At 63.9% G+C, this 18,331-nt stretch carries 20 protein-coding genes and 1 tRNA gene; 9 read left to right on the top strand and 12 right to left on the bottom strand.

Features of this window, described 5'->3' with window-relative positions; all coding sequences use genetic code 11:
• Positions 1-37: 37 nt before the first annotated feature.
• The 5 genes from cysS to N7568_RS19960 form a co-directional block, all read right to left on the bottom strand.
• Positions 38-1,492 carry a cysteine--tRNA ligase gene (cysS, locus tag N7568_RS19980; protein WP_261611511.1) on the bottom strand — a complete coding sequence of 485 codons (1,455 nt, stop codon included), beginning with the start codon at positions 1,490-1,492 and terminating at the stop codon, positions 38-40.
• Between the two features lie 35 nt (positions 1,493-1,527).
• Positions 1,528-1,881, bottom strand: a complete 354-nt coding sequence (locus N7568_RS19975; RefSeq protein ID WP_261611510.1) for a hypothetical protein — start codon at positions 1,879-1,881, stop codon at positions 1,528-1,530.
• The gene (gene ispF / locus N7568_RS19970; protein ID WP_261611509.1) at positions 1,874-2,434 is read right to left on the bottom strand and encodes a 2-C-methyl-D-erythritol 2,4-cyclodiphosphate synthase; all 561 of its coding nucleotides are present in this window, start codon (positions 2,432-2,434) and stop codon (positions 1,874-1,876) included. The genes N7568_RS19975 and ispF overlap by 8 nt, the downstream gene beginning before the upstream one ends.
• Positions 2,434-3,216, bottom strand: coding sequence for a 2-C-methyl-D-erythritol 4-phosphate cytidylyltransferase (ispD, locus tag N7568_RS19965; RefSeq protein WP_261611508.1), 783 nt, complete (start codon positions 3,214-3,216; stop codon positions 2,434-2,436). The genes ispF and ispD overlap by 1 nt, the downstream gene beginning before the upstream one ends.
• 121 nt (positions 3,217-3,337) lie before the next feature.
• On the bottom strand, positions 3,338-3,820 hold the full coding sequence (locus N7568_RS19960) for a CarD family transcriptional regulator (RefSeq protein WP_011690592.1): 483 nt from the start codon (positions 3,818-3,820) through the stop codon (positions 3,338-3,340).
• A gap of 293 nt (positions 3,821-4,113) precedes the next feature.
• Between N7568_RS19960 and N7568_RS19955 the strand changes: the two genes are divergently transcribed.
• A complete protein-coding gene (locus N7568_RS19955) occupies positions 4,114-4,656 on the top strand; it encodes a hypothetical protein (RefSeq protein ID WP_261611532.1) in 543 nt (180 codons plus the stop codon).
• Between the two features lie 81 nt (positions 4,657-4,737).
• Here the strand turns inward: N7568_RS19955 and N7568_RS19950 are convergent, their stop codons facing one another.
• Both N7568_RS19950 and N7568_RS19945 read right to left on the bottom strand, forming a co-directional pair.
• Positions 4,738-5,418: a response regulator transcription factor gene (locus N7568_RS19950; RefSeq protein WP_020608526.1), complete on the bottom strand. Its 681-nt coding sequence runs from the start codon at positions 5,416-5,418 to the stop codon at positions 4,738-4,740.
• A complete protein-coding gene (locus N7568_RS19945; protein ID WP_261611531.1) occupies positions 5,415-6,719 on the bottom strand; it encodes a sensor histidine kinase in 1,305 nt (434 codons plus the stop codon). The genes N7568_RS19950 and N7568_RS19945 overlap by 4 nt, the downstream gene beginning before the upstream one ends.
• A gap of 199 nt (positions 6,720-6,918) precedes the next feature.
• Between N7568_RS19945 and phoU the strand changes: the two genes are divergently transcribed.
• Positions 6,919-7,572 (top strand): phosphate signaling complex protein PhoU, encoded by a 654-nt coding sequence (phoU, locus tag N7568_RS19940; RefSeq protein WP_024819653.1) that lies wholly within the window; start codon positions 6,919-6,921, stop codon positions 7,570-7,572.
• 216 nt (positions 7,573-7,788) lie between these two features.
• On the opposite strand, the gene N7568_RS19935 is transcribed toward phoU, so the two are convergent.
• Positions 7,789-8,538: a phosphoglyceromutase gene (locus tag N7568_RS19935; RefSeq protein WP_261611507.1), complete on the bottom strand. Its 750-nt coding sequence runs from the start codon at positions 8,536-8,538 to the stop codon at positions 7,789-7,791.
• A gap of 70 nt (positions 8,539-8,608) precedes the next feature.
• Here N7568_RS19935 and N7568_RS19930 point away from each other — a divergent pair, with 70 nt between their 5' ends.
• A complete protein-coding gene (locus N7568_RS19930) occupies positions 8,609-9,430 on the top strand; it encodes a class I SAM-dependent methyltransferase (RefSeq protein WP_261611530.1) in 822 nt (273 codons plus the stop codon).
• 19 nt (positions 9,431-9,449) lie between these two features.
• On the opposite strand, the gene N7568_RS19925 is transcribed toward N7568_RS19930, so the two are convergent.
• Both N7568_RS19925 and N7568_RS19920 read right to left on the bottom strand, forming a co-directional pair.
• The gene (locus N7568_RS19925; RefSeq protein ID WP_261611506.1) at positions 9,450-9,791 is read right to left on the bottom strand and encodes a DUF2516 family protein; all 342 of its coding nucleotides are present in this window, start codon (positions 9,789-9,791) and stop codon (positions 9,450-9,452) included.
• 9 nt (positions 9,792-9,800) lie between these two features.
• Positions 9,801-10,985 carry a trans-sulfuration enzyme family protein gene (locus N7568_RS19920; protein WP_261611529.1) on the bottom strand — a complete coding sequence of 395 codons (1,185 nt, stop codon included), beginning with the start codon at positions 10,983-10,985 and terminating at the stop codon, positions 9,801-9,803.
• Between the two features lie 83 nt (positions 10,986-11,068).
• On the opposite strand from N7568_RS19920, the gene tmk reads away from it, so the two are divergent.
• Genes tmk through N7568_RS19905 form a run of 3 tightly spaced genes read left to right on the top strand, consistent with a single transcriptional unit; the run spans position 11,069 to position 14,426 of the window.
• A complete protein-coding gene (tmk, locus tag N7568_RS19915; RefSeq protein ID WP_261611505.1) occupies positions 11,069-11,728 on the top strand; it encodes a dTMP kinase in 660 nt (219 codons plus the stop codon).
• Complete coding sequence (locus tag N7568_RS19910) at positions 11,725-12,876, top strand: DNA polymerase III subunit delta' (protein ID WP_261611504.1); 1,152 nt, start codon at positions 11,725-11,727, stop codon at positions 12,874-12,876. The genes tmk and N7568_RS19910 overlap by 4 nt, the downstream gene beginning before the upstream one ends.
• Before the next feature lie 8 nt (positions 12,877-12,884).
• On the top strand, positions 12,885-14,426 hold the full coding sequence (locus N7568_RS19905) for an alpha/beta hydrolase (RefSeq protein ID WP_261611503.1): 1,542 nt from the start codon (positions 12,885-12,887) through the stop codon (positions 14,424-14,426).
• On the opposite strand, the gene N7568_RS19900 is transcribed toward N7568_RS19905, so the two are convergent.
• Complete coding sequence (locus tag N7568_RS19900) at positions 14,423-15,154, bottom strand: HAD family hydrolase (RefSeq protein ID WP_261611502.1); 732 nt, start codon at positions 15,152-15,154, stop codon at positions 14,423-14,425. The two genes, N7568_RS19905 and N7568_RS19900, sit on opposite strands and share 4 nt — an antisense overlap.
• A gap of 216 nt (positions 15,155-15,370) precedes the next feature.
• Between N7568_RS19900 and N7568_RS19895 the strand changes: the two genes are divergently transcribed.
• The 3 genes from N7568_RS19895 (at position 15,371) to N7568_RS19885 (ending at position 17,130) form a co-directional block, all read left to right on the top strand.
• A tRNA-Thr gene (locus N7568_RS19895) sits at positions 15,371-15,443 on the top strand.
• Between the two features lie 167 nt (positions 15,444-15,610).
• Positions 15,611-15,871 (top strand): helix-turn-helix transcriptional regulator, encoded by a 261-nt coding sequence (locus N7568_RS19890; protein WP_261611501.1) that lies wholly within the window; start codon positions 15,611-15,613, stop codon positions 15,869-15,871.
• On the top strand, positions 15,868-17,130 hold the full coding sequence (locus tag N7568_RS19885) for a type II toxin-antitoxin system HipA family toxin (RefSeq protein ID WP_261611500.1): 1,263 nt from the start codon (positions 15,868-15,870) through the stop codon (positions 17,128-17,130). The genes N7568_RS19890 and N7568_RS19885 overlap by 4 nt, the downstream gene beginning before the upstream one ends.
• Here the strand turns inward: N7568_RS19885 and N7568_RS19880 are convergent.
• On the bottom strand, positions 17,099-18,307 hold the full coding sequence (locus tag N7568_RS19880) for a DUF6226 family protein (RefSeq protein WP_261611499.1): 1,209 nt from the start codon (positions 18,305-18,307) through the stop codon (positions 17,099-17,101). The genes N7568_RS19885 and N7568_RS19880 overlap by 32 nt on opposite strands.
• Between the last annotated feature and the right edge of the window lie 24 nt (positions 18,308-18,331).

Below are 18,331 nucleotides of genomic sequence, written 5' to 3'. Positions count from 1 at the left end.
TACTGACCCGATGCAATTCGGCCGCAGCGCCCATTTGTCAGTCGCGTTTGAGGCTCCACGTGGCGCCGTCCGCACCATCTTCGACCACCACACCCGCGGCCGCGAGCGTGTCGCGGATCGCGTCGGATGCTGCCCAGTCCTTGTTGGCCCTGGCGGCAGCACGGGCTTCGAGCTGGGCTTCGATCAGGACTTCCAGAGCGGCATGCTCACGTCCTTGCACGGCTTCCGGGCGTTTCACCGAATCCAGGCCGAGTACTTCCGTCATGGAGAGCACGCTGTAGAGGGCCGCCTTCGCCGCTTCCATGTCGCCCGAGGCCAGCGCGGTGTTGCCCGCGCGGACGGTCTCGTGCAGCACGCCCAACGCTTGCGGGACATTGAGGTCGTCGTCCATGGCAGCAATGAAAGCAGCCGGCATGTTGGCCTGCGGCGAAACGCCTGCGGCGTCCATTCCCGCCTTGGCGGATGCCTTGTGGATGAAACCGTCAATACGCTCGACGGCGGCAGCGGCCTCCTGCAGCGAGGTGGGACGGTAGTCCAGGATGGAGCGGTAGTGTGCTTGGCCCAGGTAGTAGCGGACCACGCGGGGTGATGCGAGTTCAAGCATCTCGGCGGGGCTCACCGTGTTGCCGATGGACTTGGACATCTTTTCGCCCTCGAAGGTGACCATGCCGTTGTGCATCCAGAAGTTGGCGAACTCGTCGCCGGCAGCCTGGGACTGGGCCATCTCGTTCTCGTGGTGCGGGAAGCGAAGATCCAGTCCCCCACCGTGGATATCGAAGCGCGGGCCCAGGTACTTGGTGACCATGGCGGAGCATTCGAGGTGCCAGCCGGGACGTCCGGCACCCCAGGGGGACTCCCACTTCGCGGTGACGGGCTCGCCGTCTTTGAAACCCTTCCACAGCGCGAAGTCGCGGGGATCACGCTTGCCCCGCGGGTCCGCGTCGGGCGCTCCCTGCATGTCATCAATATTCTGCCGCGTCAGCGAGCCGTACTTGCTCCACGAACGCACGTCGAAGTAGACGTCGCCGGATTCGTCCGGGGCGGGGTAGGCGTGGCCGCGGTCGATGAGGCGCTGGATGAGCGCGTGCATTTCCGGAATATGGCCGGTAGCCCGCGGCTCATAGGTGGGCCGTTGGACGCCGAGGGTTTCGTAGGCGTTCTCGAATTCCTGCTCGTAGCGGTACGCCAGGGCCCACCACTCTTCGGCTTGGCGTGCCGACGGTTCGGCGTCCCAGTCCGGCCCGAACGACTGCGCGGACTTGGCCAGGATCTTGTCGTCGATGTCCGTGACGTTGCGCACCACGGTAACCCGGAGGCCACGGAACTCGAGCCAGCGCGTCAGTTGGTCGAAAGCAATGGCCGACCTGACGTGGCCCACGTGCGGCATTCCTTGGACAGTGGCCCCGCAGTAGTAGACGCTGGCCTTGCCGTCTTCGAGGGGAACGAAGTCGCGGACTTCGGCGGAGGCGGTGTCATAGAAGCGCAGGGTCACCGCTCCAGATTAGCCGATGACGCGGTGCGACCCGCCTACTTGCAATATTCGCCAATCTTGTTGAACTGCACCTTGAGCTTCTCTTGCTGGTCCTGGGTGGCTGCGCCGAGCGATGAAGCCGCGGCTTCGTCCATGATCGCGGCCATCTCCTTGATGGGGTTTCCGATCTCCGGAGCCAGTTTGTCCGCGATCTCGTGATAGTGCGCAGCGATCTGTTTGGACTGCTGTTGCTGGTTCCCGTCGGGCTTGAACGTGTCCTTGTTCAGGAACTCGCAGCTGGCCGCCACGTCCATCTTCGGCGTCGCCGCGCAACCGGTGAGCAAGAGCGATGCGGCCAGGCCTGCGGACAGTACAACGGAACGCACGACGCCGGCGCCCGGCTTAACCATGTGGCGCTCCTTTCGCGGGGCCGGGCCCGGATGCCGCCGCTTCGTGTCCGGCGAGCGGATACACCAGGGCGGTGGCAACAGCGGAAATACCTTCGCCGCGGCCCGTGAAGCCCAGCCCGTCGCTGGTGGTGGCTGTGACGCTCACTGGGGCACCCGCGGCATCACTCAGGACCCGCTGGGATTCTTCCCTGCGCGGACCGAACTTGGGACGGTTGGCGACGAACTGCACCGCGACGTTGCCGATCTCGAATCCTGCCGCTCGCACAATGCGTGCTGCTTCGCCAAGGAGCTTGACTCCCGAGGCACCTGCGAACTCGGGACGGTCCGTGCCGAAATGGGTGCCCAAGTCACCGATACCGCACGCGGAGAAGAGAGCGTCGGCAGCCGCGTGGGCGACGCAGTCGCCGTCGGAATGGCCTGAAAGTCCCTGTTCGCCTTCCCAGAAAAGCCCACCCAACCAGAGCGGCTGGGGGTCGTCTTCCGGGGCGAATGCGTGCACGTCGATGCCTATGCCGCTCCGGGGCAGGACCATGTTCGCGGGGTTGTGGGTCATCAGCCTTCCACCCACCGAATACCCAGCGGGCCTTCCAGGAGCCCTTCAGCAATGATGAGATCCAACGGAGTGGTGATCTTGAGGGACTGGCTGGCCCCGCGGACGGCGTGGACCGGAACACCAAGGAGTTCCACCAGCATGGCGTCATCGGTTACGGCTGCGGCTTGCTTGTCATCGAAAAGTCCGGCGGCTTCGTGTGCGCGGCGCAACGTAACCAGCTCGAAGCCTTGGGGGGTCTGAACAGCCCTGAGCTGTTCACGCGGCGCTGTCCCAGTGACCACCTCCGGGGCTATGGACGAATCCGTGCCCGTGGTCTCGGCAACAGTCTTGATCGTGTCGACTACCGGCATGGCGGGGATGACCGCTTTCGCGCCGGAGGCCAGGGCGTCGGCCACGCGTTGGAACACGCGCTCAGGGGCCAGTGCGCGGGCAGCATCGTGGACGAGTACGAATTCGGTTCCGTCCTCCAAGGCAGCCAAAGCAGCGCGGACGGAATCCGCGCGGGAGGATCCGCCGTCGACCACTGAGATCTCGGGGCCTCCGTCCACAAGGTCGATGGTGAATTCGGCGATCAGTTCGCGGAGCTCCGTATCCCCTTTGGGCACGGCGATGCAGATCTGGCGGGCGACGTCGGCCGCAATCACCCCACGGAGGGCGTGCATCAGGATGGCTTCGCCGCCGAGTGGAACCCGGGCTTTGGGCATGCCGTAGCCGAGACGTTCACCGGATCCGGCGGCAACCACGATCACGGCCGTGACGGCGCGCTTGGAAGGAGTACTCATGCGCCCAAGGTTATGCGGAATGTGCGTGGAATACCCACATGCCGGGTAGTGCCTCGCTACTCCGGGTGCATTTGGGCAAAAAGAAACCCGGCGGCGCTTTCGCACCACCGGGGCTCAATTCTTAGGAAGCCAAGACCTCGTCGAGAACGCTTGCAGCCTTCTCTTCGTCTGTCTTCTCAGCCAGGGCCAGTTCTGAAATCAGAATCTGCCGCGCCTTGGCCAGCATCCGCTTCTCGCCTGCGGAAAGGCCGCGATCGTGATCACGACGCCAAAGATCGCGAACGACCTCCGCCACCTTGATGACATCGCCCGAAGCAAGCTTCTCCAGGTTCGCCTTGTAACGACGTGACCAGTTGGTAGGCTCTTCAGTGAACTCGGCGCGGAGAACGTCAAAAACGTGCTCCAAACCTTCTTTGCCCACTACGTCCCGGACCCCAACAAGGTCAACGTTCTCTGCTGGAACTTCAATGGTCAGATCACCCTGAGCCACCTTGAGCTTGAGATACATCTTCTCTTCGCCCTTGATGGTGCGCATCTTGATTTCCTCAATTTTTGCTGCACCGTGGTGAGGGTAAACTACTGTCTCGCCGACCTCAAAAACCATGTGGACTTTCCCCTTTCCCGCAGATTAGTCTATCACGATTAAGGCATACGACTGGCATCGCGCAGGCCCTCCTGCCGCGCCAATAAAGGGAATAAGGCCTTAAACGACTTCCTCCAACCTCTTGACGAAACCGGGGAAAGATGCTTGGAGCAAGCAACCTGGCAGGCAAATCTTGTCAGTGGACTCCGCCACAAAGCCCTCCCGAATCCTTCTTTTGGACCGTTTGCCGATAGGCTATGGCTGAAAAGTGTTCCAATGACTCTTGAGGAGTAGGTGTCGTGCGCAATACTGCGATGAACCCTGTCCAGCGCGGCAAGCTGGCAATTGCGGCGGCTGCAATCGGCGTCGGTCTTCTGTCCGTCACCGGGTGTGGTTTCGTCAACGCCCAGCAGACTACCCACCAGTACTCGGCATCGGACGGGATCAAAGCTGATCTCGGACAGCTGCAGTTGCGCAACATCCTGATCGTCGCCTCAGGCGAGAACGAGCCCGGCCGTGTCATCGGTGCCGTGTTCAACCAGTCCGACAGCGACGCCACCCTCACCATAAGCGGCGCAAACGGCGCGCAGACCGAGATCCCGGTCAAGGCCAACTCGGAGACGTACTTGAACGACACCGCGGACGCTGCGATTCTCAGCACCGCGGGTGTTATCCCGGGTGGACTGACCCCGGTCACCATCCGCAGCGGATCGGACTCAGCCACGGTCAACGTTCCAGTGGTTGATGGCACGCTCCCCGAGTACGCCAAGTACCTGCCCTCCACGCCGACCCCGACGGCAACGCCGACGTCGACATCCACCGCTACGTCCTCGGAGGCTCCTGCCGCCGGACACTAGTGGTCAGCACACTCCAAGATTTACAACAAAGGAAGGGCCCAGTTCACGTGAACTGGGCCCTTCCTTTGTGTGGCTGACGCTTTACGGTTCGAACTTGTAGCCCAAGCCGCGCACCGTGACCAGATAGCGGGGTGCAGAGGGATCCGGCTCGATCTTGCTGCGGAGACGCTTCACGTGGACGTCCAGTGTCTTGGTGTCGCCCACATAGTCGGAACCCCACACACGGTCGATCAGCTGCCCGCGGGTCAGGACACGGCCTGAGTTGCGGAGCAGCATCTCCAGCAGTTCGAACTCCTTCAGCGGCAGCGAAACCTGCTCGCCATTGACGCTCACGACGTGGCGCTCGATGTCCATGCGGACCGGACCGGCCTGCACCGTGGACGTGATGAGTTCTTCCGGTTCCCCCTGGCGGCGGAGAACTGCACGGACACGGGCCACAAGCTCCCGGGAAGAATAGGGCTTGGTGACGTAATCGTCGGCGCCCAGCTCCAGGCCGACCACCTTATCGATCTCCGAGTCCTTGGCCGTCAACATAATGACAGGCACGCTGGAGCGCTGGCGTAGCTGACGGCAGACTTCCGTCCCCGGTGTTCCCGGCAGCTGAAGATCCAGGAGAACGAGGTCGGCACCGTTGCGGTCAAACTCCACCAAGGCATCACTGCCGTTGTCCACTACCTCGACGTCGAACCCTTCCTTGCCCAGAAGATAGGACAGGGGGTCGCTGAAGGACTCTTCGTCCTCCACAATCAAAATCCGGCTCAAGCGCTGGCTCCTTGCTCTTGGGCGCCGCTGGCGCCCCCTTGTTGTCTCGCATGCTGAGGTTGTTGGCTTGCGGGAGGAAGTTGTTGACCCGCGTGCCGGGGCTCGACGGCGGCAGCAGCCGCCGGAAGTTTGGGAGACGCTGCTGCCGATGCGGCTGGAGCCGGCAGGCCGGCGTCGTCGTCCTGGCCTTCCATCTCCGGCAAGCGGATGGTGAACGTGGACCCTTGGCCGGGCTGGGACCATACGGTCACCTCGCCGCCGTGGTTGGAGACAACGTGCTTGACGATGCTCAAGCCAAGGCCTGTTCCGCCCGTGTGCCGGGAACGCGCAGCGTCAACGCGGTAGAAGCGTTCAAACACCCGTTCCTGGTCCTCGGGGGTCAGCCCCTCGCCTTGGTCCGTGACGGAGATGGCGACGACGCCCTCCCTGGTGCGGATCCCGACGCCCACGCGGGTATTCTCCGGCGAATAGCGAATGGCGTTGTCGATCAGGTTGCGCAGGGCGGTCACCAGCAAGTCACGGTCCCCGAACACCAATGAGTCCGAGTGGCCACCCACCACAATCTGGATGTTCTTGCTTTCCGCCGGCAGCTGAGATCGATCCACTGCTTCGGTGATCACGGTGTTGATGTCCACGGCGTGACCCTGTTGGGCAACGTTGGCGCCCTGCAGGCGGGAGAGTTCAATGATGTCCTGGACCAAGGCGGCGAGCCGGCCGGACTCCTTGTGCATGCGCTTGGCAAACCGGCGCACTGCTTCCTCGTCATCAGGCGAGGCTTCGAGTGCCTCGGCCAGAAGTGAGATGGCGCCTACGGGTGTCTTGAGTTCGTGCGAGACGTTGGCCACGAAGTCGTTGCGGATCTCCTCGGTACGGGTGATCTCGGTGCGGTCGTCCGCCAGGAGCACGATGTATTCCCAGCCAAGCATTGCCGCCCGGACCTGGACCACGATGGTGCCCTTGCCCAGCGGGCCGCGCGGGAGTTCGTACTGTTCTTCCAGGATCACGCCATCGCGGCGGACCTTGGCTGTCATGTCCAGGAGCTGCTTGTGCACCACCGTGTGGCCACGGACCAGGCCATACGCATACGCCCCGGGACTTGCACGGACCACGCCGTCGACCGCGTCCACCACAACGAACGCGCGCCCGACGACGGCAAGCACTTCCGCTGCGCCTTCCGGGAGCACGGGTTCAGTGACATCCAGGTCTACGATGCTGCGCTGCCGCTCGCTGATCCTGAAAGCGAGCATGCCAAAGACGCCCAACGACAGGCCTACGAGGCCAGCGACGACACCTATGAGCAATGGATCCACGTGTCCAGCTTATGCTGTGGAAACACGGCCAAGCATTGATCCGGCGCCAAACAGCGACGGTTCAACTAACGTTCATCTAAAGGTGCCGAACAGTTCACTGGGTCCTGACACAGTTACTGGTTGGACTGCCAATGGTTTTGAAATCCGCCCCCCACCATGGGAACGGGATTTCCAAGGAAAGGACGCCTTAGTGCGCAAGGTTTTTCAGGAGGAGCTCACCCAGGTAGGTGACGACCTCATCGAGATCTCCAAGCTGGTTCACGAAGCAATCACGAAGGCCACAACATCCTTCGAAGGCGCCGACGTGGATCTTGCCCAGGACGTCATCGCGGCGGACGCCCGCATCGACTTCCTGCAGAACAGCCTCGACGAGCGCGCCATCGACATCCTTGCCTTGCAGGGCCCTGTCGCGAGCGACCTCCGCATGATTGTAGGTTCGCTGCGCATGAGTGCGTCGCTGGAACGCATGGGTGACCTCGCCCGCCACGTGGCCCAGCTGGCACGCCTCCGCTACCCGGCCACCGTTATCCCCGCTTCGCTGACCCAGACCTTCAAGGCCATGGCCCAGCACGACATCGAGATCACCGCCAAGGTCATCGAGCTCCTGGAGACCCGCGACCTTGAGGTTGCCCGCGACATCCTCAAGATCAACATCGCTGTGGACGACCTCCACCTCAGCGTCTTCAAGGCCATCGCTTCCCCCGAGTGGAGCGAGAGCCCTTCCACCACGGTGGACGTCGCCCTTGCCAGCCGCTACTTCGAACGCTTCGCCGACCACGGCGTCTCGGTTGCCCGCAAGGTTACCTACCTGGTGACCGGTGAGTGGCAGCCGGAAGGCTTCTAGCCTCTACAACCGCAGAACAAACGACGGCGGGGGGGGGCCGGGGGGGGGGCGCCCGCCCCGGGGGGTTGACAGATTTTTGGGGTTTGGGGGGGGGGGGGGGTCCCGTGGGGGGTGCGGTGTGGGTCCCGCGTTTATTCATCAAACACCAACCCCCCACCCCACCCCCGGGGGCGCCCCCCCCTGGGGGCCCCCCCCCCGCCGTCGTGGTTTCAACAGTTAGGACTTTTTGCCCTGGTTGGCTACCGCGAGGATGGCCTGGGCTGCTGCGTCTGGATCCAGGTAGGTTCCGCCCGGGTTGATCGGCTGGAAGTTGTCGTCCAGTTCGTACACCAGCGGGATGCCCGTGGGAATGTTCAGTCCGGCAATAGCTTCGTCGCTGATGCCATCAAGGTGCTTGACCAGCGCGCGCAGGGAGTTGCCGTGTGCCGTGACCAGGACGGTCTTGCCGGCCTTCAGGTCTTCCTTGATGTCCGATTCCCAGTATGGGAGCAGGCGGACAAGGACGTCCTTGAGGCATTCAGTGCGCGGCAGGGCATCGCCGAGATCCGCATAGCGGACATCGTGTGCCTGGGAGAACTCGCTGTCGTCCGAGAGGGGCGGCGGCGGGGTGTCGTAGCTGCGGCGCCATTCCATGAACTGCTCTTCACCGAACTCGGCGAGGGTCTGGGCCTTGTCCTTGCCCTGCAGCGCACCGTAGTGGCGCTCGTTGAGGCGCCAGTCGCGCTTGACGGGGATCCAGCCGCGGTCAGCCTTGTCCAGCGCCATGTTGGCGGTGTTGATGGCGCGCTTCAGGAGCGAGGTGTAGAGGACGTCCGGGAGGATGTTGTTCTCAACCAGGAGTTCTCCACCGCGCACTGCTTCTTCGCGGCCTTGGTCGTTCAGGTCAACGTCCACCCAACCGGTGAACAGGTTCTTGGCGTTCCAGTCGCTGTGGCCGTGGCGCAGCAGAATCAGCTTGTAAGTCATGGTTTTCATCCTAGCCGAGCGGTCCGGTGCGCTGCCGGGCGTTACGTTCGCGCGAGATAAAGTGGGGGCCGTGGTGCAAAAAGCGGAACGGGTGGGTTCTCCCCGCAGTCGGGGCGGCAAACCCGTCGGCAACATCACCCGCGGCACGACGAATCCCAACCGTATGCGCCGCTTGGACCGCTGGCTTGCCGGTCCGCAGGCGTGGCGGCTGCGCGCCGCCGTCGACCCCTTGGTGGTGGACCTGGGCTACGGCGCTTCGCCGACCACCGCCGTCGAACTTTTTGAACGGCTTCAGGCCGTCAGGCCGGATGTCCGCGTCTGCGGAATCGAGATTGAACCGGAGCGCGTGCGGACGGCGAAAGCCTTGGAACGGCCGGGCCTGAGTTTTCATGTGGGCGGTTTTGAAGTACCTGTGCCTGGCAATCCCGTGCTGGTGCGTGCCTTTAATGTGCTGCGGCAGTATGAGGAAGCTGATGTTGCCGGCATTTGGCGGCTGGTGCAGTCTCGGCTGGCGCCGGGTGGCCTGTTCATCGACGGCACGTGCGATGAGATAGGGCGGCGCGTCACGTGGGTGGCGTTGGACTCCGAACGCCCGTTGAGCCTTAGCTTTTCTGTGCGGTTCGGCAGTTTCGAGCTGCCGTCGGAGGTCGCCGAACGGCTGCCCAAAGCCCTCATCCACCGCAATGTGCCGGGCGAGCCAATCCATGCTTTCCTACAGGCCATGGACCAGGCCTGGCTGGAGGCGGCGCCGTTGGCGTCATTCGGAAACCGGCAGCGCTGGACTGGCATGTGCCGTTCACTGCGCGACGCCGGGTGGCCGCTTCAGGATGGTCCGGCGCGGTGGCGACTCGGTGAACTGACGGTGGCGTGGGACGCGGTGGCGCCCCGGTAGTGCTGGTTGGTAGTGCTGGTTACCAGGGACCGTAGGGGCCGACGTTGCGGTTGCCGCCGCTGCCGGCCTCGCGCAGGGCGGGACGGACATCAGCAAGGTATACGCAGGCCGCGGTGACGGCAGCGATGCCGAAGAGGCCAAGGCCGCTGCCACCCGTGAGTACCGTCAGCGCGCCGATGGCGAAAGCAACACCGGTGAGGGCGGTCCAGAACGTCTTGGTCCGCTTGGAAGCGGCCACGAAGAGAGTCGGCCGGTGGCGCAGGCAGTCTGCGAAGGCCCACACTTCCAGGGCGAGGGCCACCAAGCCAAGGATGAAGTAGACCCCGTTGGTGACATAGGCAATCAAGAGTTTTCCGTCCACGCCCTTAGCCTAACCGTCCAACGACTTCAGCGCTTGTTCGAGGTCGGACCAAAGGTCTTCAACGTTCTCGATTCCAACACTCAGGCGGACCAGGTTCTCCGGGACGCTGAGCGGCTCGGCGGTGTGCCGGCGTCGTCGTTCAATCAGGGACTCAACCCCGCCCAAAGACGTGGCCGGGAGCCAGAGCTGCAGCGCACGGACCAATTCGTCTGCAGCGTCGGCACCGCTGCGGTGTTCGTCGCCCGCGATCTGGATGCACAGGATGGAACCGAAGCCCTTCATCTGGACCTTGGCGCGCTGGTGACCGGGATCCGTGGGGAGGCCCGGGTAACGGATGGTTTCGACACGGGGGTGGGTGCTCAGGCGTTCGGCGAGTGTTGCGGCCGAAGCTTGAGAACGTTCAATCCGCAGGGCCAGGGTACGCAGCCCGCGGAGGGCGAGCCAGGCTTCAAACGGGCCGGCGATTCCACCGTGGATGATCCGGTGATGAAGGAGGGTAGCCCGCAGCTCCGGGTTTGACGTGACGAGGGCGCCCAAGACGACGTCCGAATGCCCGGCCAGGTACTTGGTCACCGAGTGAAGTACGACGTCGGAACCCAGGCTGAGGGGCTGCTGCACCAAAGGCGTGGAGAAAGTGTTGTCCGTGACAACGATGGCGCCCACCGCGTGGGCGGCATCGGTGAGAGCGCGGATATCGGCAATGCCGAGCATGGGGTTGGTGGGGCTTTCCAGCCACAGCAAGTCTGCCGTCTTGCCGCTTTCAGGGCTGATGAGGGACTTCACGGCATCGGTGTCCGTGATGTCCACCGTGCGCAGTTCCAGGAAGCCCTTCTCCGCGAGTTCCGTCGCCATCACCAAGGAACCCGCATAGCTGTGGGACGGCATCACCACGACGCCACCGGCTGGTACCAGGGACAGAGCCGAACTGACCGCCGCAAGCCCGGAAGCGTAGAGCAGTCCCGGCAGGGTGGCGCCTTCCAGCTTGGCCAGCGCGTCCTCGAACGGGTCCCAGGTGGGGTTAGCGTAGCGTCCGTAGCCGCGGTCTCCGTCGCTTAATGAGCCTGTGCCGAAGTATGTGGAGGACAGGACGATGGGCGGATTCACCGGTTCATCGTGGGCGCGCTCCGGGCGGCCGGCAGCAACCACAACAGTTTCCGGAGACAATTCGGCGGCATGCTGATCGGAAAGGCTCATGGTTTCAGCGTAGTCCGGGGCAAGGCTGTGGAAGAAAGGCATTACGCGCCTTTGATGTCAGGGAGGCTCGGTAGGCTAGACGCGTGAGTATTCAGAGCCCAGGTCTTTTCATCGCCTTCGAAGGCGGGGACGGAGCGGGCAAGTCCACCCAGGCCGCCCGGCTCTCTGACGCCCTCGAGTCGCGGGGACTTTCCGTGCTGCGCACCCGCGAGCCTGGCGGAACGCCCATTGGCGAGAAATTGCGCTCCCTCGTTTTGGACCACGGTCACGGCACCATCGACGCCCGCACCGAAGCCCTCATGTTTGCCGCCGCCCGCGCCGCCCATGCCAGCCAGGTGATCCGCCCCGCCCTTGCCGAGGGAAGGGTTGTCATCACCGACCGCTACATCGACTCGTCAGTCGCCTATCAAGGTGCTGGGCGCGGACTGGGTGCCGAAGGCGTTCTGACGCTCAATGACTGGGCCACGGAAGGCCTGCATCCGGACCTGACCGTCCTCCTCGACGTCGCCCCCACCGACGGCCGCCAGCGCCGGACCGCCGGGGACGCCGCCGAGGACAGGCTGGAGTCCGAGCCCGACACTTTCCACTCCGCCATCCGCCACGCTTTCCTGGACCTCGCAGCGGCTGCACCTGCGGGCTACCTTGTACTGCCAGCCAGCGCGGACATCGAGACTCTCGCCGCGCAGATCCTGGAGCGCGTGGAATCGCTGCTGGGCGACCCCGTTCCGGGCGATCGTCTGTGAGCGTCTGGGACGACCTCCAGGGGCAGGCGCCAGTCGTGGCGCAACTGAAGCAGGCGGCGCAGGGCGACACCGGCCTCACCCATGCGTGGCTCTTCACCGGCCCACCGGGATCCGGCCGTTCCAACGCAGCCAAGGCATTCGCGGCCGCGTTGAACTGCGAGCAGGACGACGTCGCCCTTCGGGGCTGCGGCGAGTGCGCTGCATGCCACACGATCCTCGGCGAGACGCACTCCGATGTGACATTCGTGCGGACCGAGAAGGTCACCATCACCATCGACGAAGCCCGCGAACTCGTATCCAAAGCGGGCGACCGGCCAGCCACTGGCCGGTGGCGGATCATTGTGGTGGAGGACGCGGACCGCATGGCCGAACGCACCACCAACGTACTGTTGAAAGCCATCGAAGAACCCACACCGCGCACCATCTGGATGCTGTGCGCCCCTTCCCCTGCGGACGTCCTCGTCACCATCCGTTCACGCTGCCGTCCGGTGAGCCTGCGGCTCCCGCCTGCCGCCGACGTCGCCGACCTCCTGGTGAGGCGCGACGGCGTCGATCGCCAACTCGCGGACATTGCAGCCCGCGCGGCGCAAAGCCATATCGGCATCGCCAGGCGGCTGGCCCGGGACGCTGATGCGCGGCAACGTCGCCTGGATACGGTCCGCATACCACTGGGCCTTCGTGGCGTCACCGCTGCGGTGATGATGGCGGAGAAGTTGGTCAAGATTGCCACCGACGAGGCCAACAGCTCCAACGACGAACGTGATGCGGCGGAAAAAATCGCCCTCCTGGCCAGCCTGGGCGCACCCGAATCAGGCACGTTGCCGCCGTCCATGCGCAGCCAGGTGAAGCAACTTGAGGACGACCAGAAGCGGCGGGCAAAGCGCTCCATCACTGACTCCTTGGACCGCACACTGACGGACCTGCTGTCCTTCTACCGGGACGTGCTGATCATCCAGCTGGGGAACGCCGTGGAACTGGTCAACGTTGAGCTCAAGAGTGAACTTGAAGAATACGCAGGCCATTCAACCCCGGAAACCACGTTGGCCCGGATGGACGCCATCAACAAAGCCCGTGTCCGAATCACCACCACCAACGTGGCCCCACTGTTGGCCGTCGAATCAATGGCCACGAGCCTCATTCAGCAATAGGAGAATCCATGAAGTCCGCACCCCGCCGGGTCGCAGCGCTGTGCGTCGCTCTTGCTTCCATGCTGGTACTGAGCGCCTGCACAGTTCCCTTTCTGCCAACCCCCACGGACAAGGCCTCCACCAGCACGGTGGATCCGTCCATCGCGGCATCGGCTCCCGAGGGCCTGGAGAAGTTCTACTCGCAGCCGGTGGAGTGGAGTTCTTGCGAGAATGGCTTCCAGTGCGGCAAAGTCCAGGTGCCCAAGGACTACGCCAACCCGGGGGCCGGTGAAATCACGCTCTCGGTCATCAAGCTTCCCAGCACCGGCAACAAGCAAGGATCCATCCTGCTCAACCCGGGCGGTCCGGGTGGCTCAGGTGTGGACTTCGTCAAGGATGCCGGCAACACCCTTTTCACCGAGAAGCTCAAGTCCAACTTCGACCTCGTGGGCTTCGACCCCAGGGGTGTGGGCCGTTCCGCTCCTGTCACCTGCATGACCGATGCCGAACGGGACGCCGCCCGCGAGAAGGTGTTCCGGAAGAACACGGACGAAGGGCTGGCTGCTGCTCTGGCTTTCAATAAGTCCTTTGCCGAGCAGTGCGCCCAGCAGACCGGGGATGTGCTGGGCCATATCGACACCGTGAGTGCGGCCAAGGACCTGGATGTCCTGCGCGCCGTGGTCAATGACGCGAAGCTCAACTATCTGGGCTTCTCCTACGGCACTTTCCTTGGATCCACCTACGCTGCGCTCTTCCCGGACAACGTGGGCCACCTGGTCCTGGACGGCGCCGTGGACCCGTCCATCAGCAACGAGGAACTGACGGCCGGCCAGGCCCGGGCCTTTGAACGTGCCATCCGCACTTATGTGGCCAGCTGCCAGGAGCAGAACCAATGCCCCTTGAGCGGGTCCGTGGACAACGGTGTGCAGGAGATCCGGGATCTCATCAACGCCGTGGACCAGAACCCCCAGACCGCCAAGGACGGCCGCTTGGTGACCAGCAATGACTTTGTCAATGGACTCATTCTGCCGCTCTACAACGACCAAAGCTGGCCCGCCCTGACCCAGGCACTGGAAAGCGCATTCTCCGGCGATGTGTCCCAGATGATGCGGCTCGCGGACCTCGGCGCTGACCGCGAGCCGAATGGCACGTACAGCTCCAACTCCGCTTTCGCGTTCCAGGCCATCAACTGCCTCGACTATCCGATGGTCACCGACACCGCCGAAATGCGGGCCGAGGAAGCACGCCTCATCCAGGACTCCCCCACGTTCGGCTCGTTCTTCGCCTACGGCGGGGTCAACTGCAAGGACTGGCCTTACAAGAACACGCGCACCCCGGCCCCGGTCGAATACAACGGATCGGCGCCCATCGTGGTGGTCGGGACCACCGGCGACCCCGCCACTCCCCTCGAGTGGTCCCAATCGCTGCGCAAACAGCTTGAGAACGCTTCCCTTGTCACATGGGAAGGCGAGGGGCACACAGCCTACGGCCGCTCCAACACGTGCGTCAGCACCGCCGTCGACGACTACTTTGTTGATGGAAAGCTGCCGCAGGATGGCCTCAAATGCTAGAGCTGCATGGCTTCGCGCTTCTCCACCAGGAGCGGGAGCTGCTTGATGGAATCCACGACGACGGTGGCGCCGGCCGCGCGTAGCGTCGCCTCGGAGTGCGAGCCCGTCAGCACGCCGGCGATGAGGGATGCACCTGAACGGATGCCCGACAGCATGTCCGAACTCGTATCGCCGACCACCGCTACTTCCCGGACGTCATCGAGGTCCAGAGCGAGCACGGCCGTGAGGATCATGTCCGGGTAGGGCCGTCCGCGCCCTGCATCCGCCGGGCACAAGCTGAGGTCCGCCAGCCCCATCCAGCCCAACGACTCCAACACCATGTTCTGCGTGTGACGGCCGAAGCCTGTGGCCAGGCAAATCTGCATTCCGGACTCACGCATCCACAGGATGGCGTCCTCCGCTCCCGGAACAGCGCGGACACCGCCGTCGTCGATCATTTCGTCATAGGCCTTCTCAAAGACCCTGTTGGCACTTTCGGCCGTTACGGCATCGTTGAAGAGGTGGCTGAAGACGGTCATTTTCGAGAAGCCCATGGTGTCCCGCGCATACCCGAGCATGCTCTCAAATTTGCTGCTGCCCGGCTCGATGCCGTGTTCCACCAGCGCCCGGGACATGGCCCGTTCCGTTCGGCCATCGTCGGTGATGGTGGTGCCCACCATGTCCACGACGGCGAGCCGCAGCCGGGTGGGTGTGCTGCTGGCGTCCATGGTCAATGCATCCCCGGTCATTGAGCGGCTCCCTCGTCTGTTTTGAGTGGCGGGCGGACCTCGCCACGGTTGATTCCCCAGCTTCCGGTGGCAGGGAAACGCCAGCCTGAACCCGGCCCGACGCCCGGGTGAACATCCCCGCAACGGCCGCCACTGCCCTCGTTTTGACCCGGGTGCGGTGCCTCTATTACAGTTATGTCTTGCGTGATCGCCCGGGAAACCGGTGATGAACGCGGTGCTTCCTTAGCTCAGTCGGTAGAGCGTTTCACTCGTAATGAAAAGGTCATCAGTTCGATTCTGATAGGAAGCTCGGAATAAGCCCCGGATAAACCCCTTGCACTAGGGTTTTCCGGGGCTTTTCGCTTGCTAAGTCCCGTGCAGCGGCGGACGTAATGATGGAAATATCGAACATTCACCAAAGTTCCAGAAATGTTCGAGATATAGGACATTTTGAGTAATGGGCCTTATGATCGATTTATGGAACATTCCGATGATCTGACGCCGTTCTACCGGGCTGTGGATGCCACTTCCCTGGGGCGGTCCATCGCCGATGCCCGCAAAGAAGCCGCTATCACGCAGCAGGAACTCGCCGTGAAACTGGGTGTCACCCGCGGAACCATCGTACGTCTCGAAGCCGGCGGAGCAGTCTCGGTGGTCGTAGCCATGCAGGCCATCAGGGCGGTGGGCCGCGACGTGGCCTTGGTACCGCGCTTTTCCAAGCTGCAGGTGCGGCCGTGAGCCCCCGCAAGACCCTTGACGTGTACCTGCGGGGGGACCGCATCGGTGAGCTGCGCGGCAGCGGCCTCAAGCTGTCCTTCCAGTACGACCCGCAGGTGCTGGCAACCTACGGTGCCGGGTCCATCCTGCTGTCCTTGTCCCTGCCGCTGGCCAGGAAACGCCTGGACGGGGTGGAGGTTTACAACTTTTTTGACGGGCTCCTGCCAGAAGGCCAGGTCCGTTCCAATCTGGCCAAGGAACACGGCGTCACTGTCCCGGACGCCTTTGGGCTGCTCCGTGTCTTGGGCGCCGACTGCGCCGGCGCCGTCCAGGTTCTGCCTCCCGGGGAACCCCCCGCGCGTGAGGGCGCTGCTGCGCCCATGACCGAAAAAGAGGTCATCGGAGTGGTTGAATCCCTCCCGACGTGGGATCTGCCGGATGACTTCCTGGTCACTGCGTCACTGGGCGGCGTCCAGTCCAAGGTACTGCTGTCCCGACACGGCGACGGCTGGGCCTGGCCCGGCCGTGGTTCGGTGTCGACCCACATCATCAAGCCCGAACCACTTGACTCCACCATCCCGGATCTGCTCCCCGCTGAGGACTGGGCCCTGCGGACAGCAGCAGCGGCAGGGCTTCCCGCGGCCAATGCCCATCTGGAAACCTTCGGGTCGCGTCGGGCCATAGTCGTGGAGCGCTTCGATCGCACAGGCGAGGGCGGCCGGCTGCACCAGGAAGACTTCACCCAAGCCCTGGCCCTGTCCAGTGAAGCAAAGTGCGAAGGCACCACCGCACCGCCCTCACGCCTGACCCGAATGGTCAACGCCGCGGCGCCGCACACCCGCGACGACGCGGCGTTTCGCCGCGACCTGTTGCGCGCCGTGACCTACAACCTGCTGATAGGCAACGGCGGTGCACACTCCAAGAACTACTCCCTTACCCTCCACGACAATGGAGAAGTGCTGCTGGCACCCCTCTATGACGTGGCACCGACACTGCTGCTGTACCCACCGAGCGGCCTTGCCGGGCACGCCGTCAGCGGCCAGATCCGGCTGAGCTACATCACCTTGGAACATCTGGTCGCCGAAGGGACCGCCTGGGGCATGGACGCCGACGATGCGCGGCAGACCGCGGCTTCAACACTGGAGAGGGTGGCGGCAGCAGCAGCGGAAACACCGCCACCTGAGTCTCTCGGTTTCATATCCGAGCTCATCCCGGTCCGCGCCCAGGACCTGCTGAACGGCGGCACAGCTAGGCGGGTCCTGGCCCCAAAACACCAGTAGACGTCCCGCTCCTCCTGAGTGCCCATGGCCTCCACCCATCCGGGACCGCTTGGAGCCGCTCCTCAGCGGCGGCGAGTTGAGCGGGCGTGGCTCCCATGGGGCCAGCACCGCTGTGGTTGCCGGATCCGTCAGCAGCGAAGAGCGCATACTCTGCCCACTTCTTCCGGCCCACAGGGTAGCGTTCGCCATAGCCGCCCGCTGCAACGCCAAGGACCAACTCCTCCATGCGGGACGCTTCGCTCTCAGCGGTCTCGTCACAAGCGTCGCAACCGCAGATGGGAAAAGGGAAGTCGTGCAGCACACCGGCGTGGACCACCACGCCCGGAAGGCTGGTCAACATGAACGTCAGCGGAGCCGCAAGCGGGTCCCGGGGAGTCAGACGCACGACGTCGGTGAACTCACCGGTGTTGGTGGACACGTCCGCCGCGTGGGCCGGGTCCCAGCTGACATCGACCTCGTACGCGCTCTCCAGGTACTCGACCAAAGCCCGGGCCACCTTGTGGAGCCCTTCGAATCGTTCCCCGTGAGTTTCCACGCTGTAGGAGTCCTCGGGTGGGCTATCTGCGCCCCATCGGTTCCCGTACTCGATCGGTTTGCCGGCAGCGTTGCGATACTCACGCGAGGGCAGCTCCGGCCGAACAAAAGGTTCACGGGCTTGCCCGCTGGGAACCGGCCGCAACTCCGGGAGCCCGGGACCGTCCAGGTCGTCGGCCGCCCACTCCTCGAGGTGCGTGAGGAGGCCGGCCACCATCCCGTCGTCGGCCTCCCCCAAACCCCCAATCAAGCGGTCCACCGTCACCATCATGCCGCGGGAACCCACTTCGCGGGATCCGTCCGCCATCACCATCCAGTGCGCTTCCGGGCGCATGGCCGCAATGACGTTTCCAACGAAGACGGTGGCCGCCTCACTCAGCCCGGGATCAGCCGAGATGTCGCCGATGTTGGTGCGCAAGAATGCCAACGACGCGCTCACGTCCGAGGCGAGCTGCCCAACCGAAACTCCGCCACTTTCGCAGAACGCCACGAAGGGCGCATACCCGGCAAGGTGCGTGACCGGGGCCTCTTCCTCCGCCGCTGGCCTGTATTGGGCCGTCCGTCGATTCAGCACAGCTTTGTTCGAAAGCAGTGATGGCAATCCAGATGCCTGCCCGCCAAAAAGATCTTCGATTTCCCCCATGGGCCCATCCTAGGGCGGGCCCGG

Origin of the sequence: Paenarthrobacter aurescens (genome assembly GCF_025421775.1) — a bacterium.
GTDB classification, from domain to species: domain Bacteria; phylum Actinomycetota; class Actinomycetes; order Actinomycetales; family Micrococcaceae; genus Arthrobacter; species Arthrobacter aurescens_B.
The sequence above is the reverse complement of the archived record's forward strand: the minus strand, read 5'-3'. Positions and strand labels throughout refer to the sequence as shown.

What these genes read in the sequence shown, in the direction of transcription:
- N7568_RS19975 (WP_261611510.1), bottom strand. Translation starts at nt 1,881, where the DNA reads ATGGTTAAGCCGGGCGCCGGCGTCGTGCGTTCCGTTGTACTGTCCGCA.
- ispF (WP_261611509.1), bottom strand. Translation starts at nt 2,434, where the DNA reads ATGACCCACAACCCCGCGAACATGGTCCTGCCCCGGAGCGGCATAGGC.
- ispD (WP_261611508.1), bottom strand. Translation starts at nt 3,216, where the DNA reads ATGAGTACTCCTTCCAAGCGCGCCGTCACGGCCGTGATCGTGGTTGCC.
- N7568_RS19960 (WP_011690592.1), bottom strand. Translation starts at nt 3,820, where the DNA reads ATGGTTTTTGAGGTCGGCGAGACAGTAGTTTACCCTCACCACGGTGCA.
- N7568_RS19955 (WP_261611532.1), top strand. Translation starts at nt 4,114, where the DNA reads ATGAACCCTGTCCAGCGCGGCAAGCTGGCAATTGCGGCGGCTGCAATC.
- N7568_RS19935 (WP_261611507.1), bottom strand. Translation starts at nt 8,538, where the DNA reads ATGACTTACAAGCTGATTCTGCTGCGCCACGGCCACAGCGACTGGAAC.
- N7568_RS19920 (WP_261611529.1), bottom strand. Translation starts at nt 10,985, where the DNA reads ATGAGCCTTTCCGATCAGCATGCCGCCGAATTGTCTCCGGAAACTGTT.
- N7568_RS19905 (WP_261611503.1), top strand. Translation starts at nt 12,885, where the DNA reads ATGAAGTCCGCACCCCGCCGGGTCGCAGCGCTGTGCGTCGCTCTTGCT.
- N7568_RS19900 (WP_261611502.1), bottom strand. Translation starts at nt 15,154, where the DNA reads ATGACCGGGGATGCATTGACCATGGACGCCAGCAGCACACCCACCCGG.
- N7568_RS19890 (WP_261611501.1), top strand. Translation starts at nt 15,611, where the DNA reads ATGGAACATTCCGATGATCTGACGCCGTTCTACCGGGCTGTGGATGCC.
- N7568_RS19880 (WP_261611499.1), bottom strand. Translation starts at nt 18,307, where the DNA reads ATGGGGGAAATCGAAGATCTTTTTGGCGGGCAGGCATCTGGATTGCCA.